This is a genomic window from Streptomyces lycii (genome assembly GCF_009735685.1).
Lineage (GTDB): Bacteria > Actinomycetota > Actinomycetes > Streptomycetales > Streptomycetaceae > Streptomyces > Streptomyces lycii.
In genome coordinates this window covers 1-7868 of sequence record NZ_WHPN01000012.1, presented here as the reverse complement: position 1 = coordinate 7868, position 7868 = coordinate 1, and the positions used below count along the sequence as shown (strand labels likewise).

General features: G+C 73.2%; 5 protein-coding genes. All 5 read left to right on the top strand.

Annotation, left to right across the window (positions count from 1 at the left end; translation table 11 throughout):
• The coding region (locus GCU69_RS00475) for a peptidoglycan D,D-transpeptidase FtsI family protein (RefSeq protein ID WP_235978110.1) at positions 1-1764 on the top strand (1764 nt) is incomplete at its 5' end.
• A 230-nt stretch (positions 1765-1994) separates the two neighbouring features.
• Positions 1995-3761 carry a UDP-N-acetylmuramoyl-L-alanyl-D-glutamate--2,6-diaminopimelate ligase gene (locus GCU69_RS00470; RefSeq protein WP_176604492.1) on the top strand — a complete coding sequence of 589 codons (1767 nt, stop codon included), beginning with the start codon at positions 1995-1997 and terminating at the stop codon, positions 3759-3761.
• Between the two features lie 62 nt (positions 3762-3823).
• Entirely contained in the window at positions 3824-5254 is a 1431-nt protein-coding gene (locus GCU69_RS00465; RefSeq protein ID WP_098751466.1) for a UDP-N-acetylmuramoyl-tripeptide--D-alanyl-D-alanine ligase, read from the top strand.
• A complete protein-coding gene (mraY, locus tag GCU69_RS00460; RefSeq protein ID WP_098751465.1) occupies positions 5251-6321 on the top strand; it encodes a phospho-N-acetylmuramoyl-pentapeptide-transferase in 1071 nt (356 codons plus the stop codon). Before GCU69_RS00465 ends, mraY begins: the two co-directional genes overlap by 4 nt.
• Positions 6318-7772, top strand: a complete 1455-nt coding sequence (gene murD, locus GCU69_RS00455; protein ID WP_156204813.1) for a UDP-N-acetylmuramoyl-L-alanine--D-glutamate ligase — start codon at positions 6318-6320, stop codon at positions 7770-7772. Before mraY ends, murD begins: the two co-directional genes overlap by 4 nt.
• The last annotated feature ends 96 nt before the right edge of the window (positions 7773-7868 follow it).

The window sequence follows — 7868 nt, the reverse complement described above, 5'->3', positions numbered from 1 at the left end:
GTCATGACGGCGTTCACCGTCCGGCTCCTCCAGGTGCAGGCCGTCGACGCCGACACGTACGCCGCCAAGGGCGACGTCAACCGCTATGTCACGTACGAGATCGCGGCCGAGCGCGGCTCCATCACCGACCGCTCCGGCGGCGAGCTGGCCACCACCGTCGACGCCTACGACATCATCGGCGACCCGCTGCTGCTCACCCCCGCGCAGACCGGCGTGCGGGACGGGCCCGAGCAGGCCGCGGAGCTGCTCGCGCCGATCCTCGACCGGGATCCGGAGGAGCTGGCCGAGAAGCTGTCCGCGCCGAAGTCCCGCTACGCGGTGCTCGCCCGCAGCCGGACCCCGCAGGTGTGGAAGCAGATCAAGGACCTGAAGAGCGCGCTCGCGGAGAAGACCGCCCCGGGCGACGTCAGCGTCCTCGCGGGCATCAACCAGGAGCCGCACAGCAAGCGGGTCTACCCGAACAAGGAGCTGGCCGCCGGGATACTCGGCTTCGTCAACGCCAGGGGCGAGGGCGCCGGGGGCCTGGAGGCGCTGCTGGAGAAGGATCTGGCGGGCGAGCCCGGCCGCATCACGTACGCGCAGTCGGGCGGCCGCCGGGTGCCCACCGAGAGCGCGCGCGAGCAGCCCGCCGTGCCGGGGTCCGACGTCGAACTGACCATCGACCGCGACATCCAGTGGGCCGCCCAGGAGGCGATCACCGAGCAGGTGGAGAAGTCCGCCGCCGACCGCGGGTACGTCATCGTGCAGGACACCCGGACCGGCGAGATCCTGGCCATGGCCAATGCCCCGGGCTTCGACCCCAACGACATCTCCTCGGCCTCCGAGACCGGTACGGGCCTCGGCAACCCGGCGCTCCAGGACGCGTACGAGCCCGGCAGCACCAGCAAGGTGATGTCGATGGCCGCCGTGCTGGAGGAGGGCGTGGCCACCCCGGACACGCACGTCACGGTCCCGAACCGGCTGCACCGCGCCGACCGCAGCTTCGCGGACGACGTCGACCACCCCACCTGGTACCTGACGCTCAACGGGGTCCTCGCGAAGTCCAGCAACATCGGCACGATCCTGTCCGTCGAGCAGCTCGGCAAGACCCAGAAGGAGGCGAACCGGGTCCTGCACTCCTACCTCCGGAAGTTCGGCCTCGGCCGGCCGACCGGGCTGGACTACCCGGGCGAGACCCCGGGCATCCTGGCGAAGCCCGAGGACTGGAGCGCCTCCCAGCAGTACACGATCCCGTTCGGCCAGGGGCTCTCCCTCAACGCCGTGCAGGCCGCGTCCATCTATTCGACGATCGCCAACGGCGGCGAACGGATCGAGCCACAGCTGGTACGGGGCCTGCGGGCGCCCGACGGCAGCTTCGTCCCGGCCCCCGAGCCGGAGCGGACCCGGGTCGTCGGCGAGAAGACGGCGAAGACCCTCGCCAAGATGCTGGAGGCCGTCGTGGGCAACGAGCAGGGCACGGGCACCAAGGCCCGGATCCCCGGCTACCGGGTCGCGGGCAAGACCGGTACGTCCAACCGGGTGGACCCGGAGACCGGCGGGTACCGGGGGTACACCGCGTCCTTCGCCGGCTTCGCCCCCGCGGACAAGCCGCGGCTCACCGTCTACTGCGCCGTACAGAACCCGACCCGGGGCAGCTACTTCGGCGGCCAGGTGTGCGGGCCGGTCCACAAGAAGGTCATGGAGTTCGCCCTGAAGACCCTGGAGGTGCCCCCGACGGGCACGAAGCCGCCCGGACTCCCGGTGGAGTTCGAACCCGGCGACTGACGCACCGGAGCGGGCCGCCGCACCGGCTGCGGACACCGGCCCCCGGGCGCGTCCCGGCCCGGAGACCGCAGCGCACACCACAGCCCCGACGCACCACAGCCCCGGCGCACCACCGGGTACAGACCGACAGCAGCGCGTACCGGACAGCGCGCGGACCCGACAGCACCGCGCCCACCACGGCGCACAGGAACAGCGCACAGACAGCGCACGGAACGAGGAGCGCAGAAGCCGTGTCGACCACCACCCCGGGCGCCGGGGACCCCGGCCCCGCGCCGGCCGCGGCCCCGGCCGGCGAGATCCCGAGCACACCCTCGTTTCGCGGGCCGGGCACCGATCCCGGTACGCTCACGGCCGTGCCACACGCTGATCAGTCCCACACCACGCACCGAAGCGCCTCCCCGGGACACCCCGGAGCGCCACGCCCCTCCCAGGTCCGCCCGACGCCGGTCGCGGAGCTGGCGGATCAGCTGGGCATCGAACCGCCTGCCGGGGCCGAGGGGGCAGCCGTCACCGGCATCACGCACGACTCCCGGGCCGTGCGCCCCGGTGACGTCTACGCCGCCCTGCCCGGGGCCCGCCTGCACGGCGCCGACTTCGTCGCCCAGGCCGCGGGCCTCGGCGCCGCCGCCGTGCTGACCGATCCCGGCGGGGCCGAGCGCGCCACCGGGACCGGGCTGCCCGTGCTCGTCGTCGACGACCCGCGCGCCCGGATGGGCCAGCTGGCCGTCACCGTGTACGGCGACCCCGGGCGCGACCTGCTCCAGATCGGGATCACCGGGACCTCCGGCAAGACCACCACCGCGTACATGATCGACGGTGGTCTGCGGGCCGCGTCCGCCAAGGTGGCCGAGGGCGAGGGCGGGCCCACCGGGCTCATCGGCACCGTCGAGTCCCGCATCGGGGACGAGCGGCTCAAGAGCGAACGGACCACCCCGGAGGCCACCGACCTCCAGGCGCTGTTCGCCGTGATGCGCGAGCGCGGGGTCCGCGCGGTCACCATGGAGGTCTCCAGCCACGCCCTGGTGCTCGGCCGGGTCGACGGCTGCGTCTTCGACGTCGCGGTCTTCAACAACCTCAGCCCGGAGCATCTGGACTTCCACCCGGACATGGAGGACTACTTCCGGGCGAAGGCCCAGCTGTTCACCAGCCGCCGCAGCCGCGCCGGTGTCGTCAACATCGACGACGAGTACGGCAAACGGCTCGCCCGTGAGTCCGAGGTCCCGGTGACCACGTTCTCCGCCGAGGGCCACCCGGACGCCGACTGGCGCGCCGACAAGGCGGAGGTCGGCCCGCTGGGCTCCGTCTTCACCGCCGTCGGCCCGAACGGCGAGTCCGTACAGGCGTCCGTGCCGCTGCCCGGCCCGTTCAACGTGTCCAACGCGCTCGCCGCGATCACCGCCCTCGTCACCGCCGGGATCGACCCGCAGACCGCCGCCGACGGCGTCGCCGACATTCCCGGCGTCCCCGGCAGGCTGGAGCGGGTGGACGCCGGACAGCCGTATCTCGCGTTCGTCGACTACGCCCACAAGCCCGACGCCGTCGAGTCGGTGCTCCGCGCGGTCCGCCGGGTGACCGACGGCAAGCTGCACGCCGTCCTCGGCTGCGGCGGCGACCGGGACCCGCACAAGCGGATGCCGATGGGCGCCGCGCTGGCCCGGCTCTCCGACACCGCGGTGCTGACCTCCGACAACCCGCGCTCGGAGGACCCCCTCGCGATCCTCGCGACCATGCTCGCCGGCGCCTCCGAGGTGCCGGTGCACGAGCGCGGCGAGGTCCTGCTGCACGCGGAACGGGAGGAGGCCATCGCCGCCGCCGTCGCCCGCGCGGAGCCCGGCGACGCCGTGCTGGTCCTCGGCAAGGGCCACGAGCAGGGACAGAACATCGCGGGCGTCGTACGTGCCTTCGACGACCGCGAGGTGCTCGCCGACGCGATCCGCGCCCGGACCGCCGAGGACACCCGCCGATCGGCCTCTTCGCACCACACCGAGCAGGGATGACAGACCGCCATGCGCGTACACGCCTCCACCCGGCAGCACCCCGGCAGCACCGGGGGTGACCGGTGATCGCCCTCTCGCTCGCCGAGATCGCAGACATCGTCTCCGGCCGGCTCCACGGCGGCCCCGACCCGGACGCCCGGGTCACCGGCTCCGTGGAGATCGACTCCCGGAAGGTGCGCCCGGGCGGCCTCTTCGCCGCGTTCGTCGGTGAGCAGGCCGACGGCCACGACTTCGCGCACGGCGCGGTGGAGTCCGGGGCGGTCGCCGTCCTCGCCTCCCGGCCGGTCGAGGGCGTGCCCGCGATCGTCGTCGACGACGTGGAGAAGGCCCTCGGGGCGCTGGCCCGGGCCGTCGTGGAACGGCTGGGCACCACGGTCGTCGGGCTCACCGGGTCCGCCGGGAAGACCAGCACCAAGGACCTGATCGCGCAGTCGCTGGAGCGGCTCGGCCCGACGGTCTGGCCGCCCGGCTCCCTCAACAACGAGATCGGGCTGCCGCTCACCGCGCTGCGCGCCGACGACGGCACCCGGCACCTGGTGCTGGAGATGGGCGCCCGCGGCATCGGCCACATCCGCTACCTCACCTCGCTCACCCCGCCCCGGATCGGCGTCGTGCTGAACGTCGGCACCGCGCACATCGGCGAGTTCGGCGGCCGGGAGCAGATCGCCGAGGCCAAGGGCGAACTGGTCGAGGAGCTGCCGGCGGCCGAAGCGGGCGGCATCGCCGTGCTGAACGCCGACGACCCGCTGGTACGCGCCATGGCGGCCCGTACGAAGGCCCGTACGGTCCTCTTCGGCGAGTCCCCGGACGCCGACGTGCGCGCCGAGGACGTCCGCCTGACGGACACGGGCACCCCCGCTTTCACGCTTCACACACCGACCGGGTGCGGCGCCGTGACCATGCGGCTGTACGGTGAGCACCACGTGTCGAACGCGCTCGCCGCGGCCGCCGTCGCCCATGAGTTGGGCATGCCCGTCCACGAGATCGCCACCGCGCTCTCCGAGGCGGGCCAGCTCTCCCGCTGGCGGATGGAGGTCACCGAGCGCTCGGACGGCGTGACGGTCGTCAACGACGCCTACAACGCGAACCCCGACTCCATGCGGGCGGCGCTGCGCGCGCTCGTGGCCATGGGCAAGGGGAACCGCACGTGGGCGGTGCTCGGCGAAATGGCCGAGCTCGGCGAGCAGTCACTCGCCGAGCACGACGCGGTCGGACGGCTGGCCGTCCGGCTCAACGTCAGCAAGCTCGTGGCGGTCGGCGGCCGGGAGGCCCGCTGGCTCGACATGGGCGCCAAGAACGAGGGTTCGTGGGGTGAGGAGTCGGTGCACGTGTCCGACGCGCGGGCGGCGGTCGACCTGTTGCGCAGTGAGCTGCGGCCGGGAGACGTCGTGCTGGTGAAGGCGTCCCGTTCGGTGGGGCTGGAGCGGGTGGCGCAGGAGCTGCTCGCCGACGGCGGCGGTGCCGCGGGCGAGGGCGAGGTCACCGGCCGATGAGGCAGATCCTCTTCTCCGGAGTCATCGGACTCTTCCTGACCCTGGTGGGCACCCCGCTGCTGATCAAGCTGCTGGCCAAGAAGGGCTACGGCCAGTACATCCGGGACGACGGCCCGCGCGGGCACCACGGTAAGCGCGGCACCCCGACCATGGGTGGCATCGCCTTCATCCTGGCGACGCTCATCGCGTACGCGCTGACGAAGGTGGTCACCGCCTCGGACCCGTCGTTCTCCGGTGTCCTGGTGCTCTTCCTGATGGCCGGCATGGGCCTGGTCGGCTTCCTGGACGACTACATCAAGATCGTCAAGCAGCGGAGCCTGGGCCTGCGGGCCAAGGCGAAGATGGCGGGACAGCTGATCGTCGGCATCGCCTTCGCGGTGCTGTCGCTGAACTTCGCGGACGCCCGGGGCCAGACCCCGGCCTCCGACAAGCTGTCCTTCACCCAGGACTTCGGCTGGTCGCTGGGCCCGGTGATCTTCGTGCTCTGGGCGCTGTTCATGATCCTCGCGATGTCGAACGGCGTGAACCTGACCGACGGCCTCGACGGCCTGGCCACCGGCGCCTCCGTGATGGTTTTCGGCGCGTACACCTTCATCGGCATCTGGCAGCACCAGGAGTCCTGCGCCTACGCCGAGGCGCTGACCAACCCGGCGGCCTGCTTCGAGGTGCGCGACCCGCTCGACCTCGCCGTCGTCGCCTCCGCCCTGATGGGCGCCTGCTTCGGCTTCCTGTGGTGGAACACCTCGCCCGCCAAGATCTTCATGGGCGACACCGGCTCGCTGGCCCTCGGCGGCGCGCTAGCCGGCCTGGCCATCGTCTCCCGCACCGAACTGCTGCTGGCCCTGCTCGGCGGCCTGTTCGTGCTCATCACGATGTCCGTCGTGATCCAGGTCGGCTCCTTCCGGCTGACGGGCAAGCGGGTCTTCCGGATGGCACCGCTCCAGCACCACTTCGAGCTGAAGGGCTGGAGTGAAGTGCTGGTGGTGGTCAGATTCTGGATCATCCAGGGCATGTGCGTGATCGTCGGACTCGGTCTCTTCTACGCGGGCTGGGCGGCCGGCAAGTGACCGGAGACTCCCGCCCCGGCTTCCGGGGCAAGCACGTCACGGTCGCCGGGCTCGGCGTCTCCGGAGTCCCCGCGGCCCGGGTGCTGCTCGGCCTCGGCGCCCGGGTCACCGTGGTCAACGACGGGGACGACGAACGGTCGCGGCAGCAGGCCGCCGAACTGGAGGCGCTCGGCGCCGCGGTGCGCCTCGGCGACGGGGCGACGCTGCCGGACGGCACCGAGCTGATCGTCACCGCGCCCGGCTGGCGGCCCGACAAACCGCTGTTCGCCGCCGCGGCCGCGGCGGGCGTCCCGGTGTGGGGCGACGTCGAGCTGGCCTGGCGGCTCCGCGGGCCCGGCGCCGCGCCGTGGCTCGCCGTCACCGGCACCAACGGCAAGACCACCACCGTGCGCATGCTCGCCGCCATCCTGGAGGCGGCCGGGCTGCGCACGGCCGCCGTCGGCAACATCGGGGTCTCCCTGCTGGACGCCGTGCTCGCCGGGAGCGAGGAGGGCGGAGAGCCGTACGACGTGCTGGCCGTCGAGCTGTCCAGCTACCAGCTGCACTGGGCGCCGAGCCTGCGCGCGCACTCCGCCACCGTGCTCAACCTGGCCCCGGACCACCTCGACTGGCACGGCTCCATGGAGGCGTACACCGCCGACAAGGGCCGGATCTACGAGGGCAACCAGGTCGCCTGCGTCTACAACAGCGCCGACAAGGCCACCGAGGAACTGGTCCGCGCCGCCGACGTCGAGGAGGGCTGCCGCGCCGTCGGCTTCACCCTCGGCACCCCCGGCCCGTCCGAACTCGGCGTCGTCGAGGGCATCCTCGTCGACCGGGCCTTCGTCCCGGACCGGCAGCGGCAGGCGCAGGAGCTGGCCGAGGTCGCGGACGTCTCCCCGCCCGCCCCGCACAACATCGCCAACGCGCTCGCCGCCGCCGCCCTCGCCCGGGCGTACGGCGTCGAGCCGCGCGCCGTACGCGACGGACTGCGCGCCTTCCGGCCCGACGCCCACCGCATCGAGCACGTCGCGGACGTCGACGGCGTCGCGTACGTCGACGACTCCAAGGCGACCAACACCCACGCCACCGAGGCCTCCCTCGCGGCCTACGACCCGATCGTCTGGATCGCGGGCGGCCTCGCCAAGGGGGCGACCTTCGACGAGCTGGTCCGGGGCGCGGCCGGCCGGCTGCGCGGGGTCGTCCTGATCGGCCGCGACCGGGCCCTGATCCGGGAAGCGCTGGCGCGACACGCCCCGGATGTGCCGGTGACCGACCTCGGCCGGACCGACACTGGGGCGATGGCCGCGGCGGTCCGGGAGGCGGCGGACCTCGCCCGGCCGGGGGACACCGTCCTGCTGGCCCCCGCCTGCGCCTCGATGGACATGTTCACCAATTACAACAAGCGCGGCGAAGCCTTCGCCGACGCCGTACGCGACCTCGGGGCGGGCCGTGGGGGACAGGGACGGTAGCCGGGCCGTCCCCCGTGCCGGCACGGTGCTCCGGCAGGCCGTGGCGCACACAGCCCGACTGGAGGGGACATGACGGCCGAGCGGTACGCCCCGCGG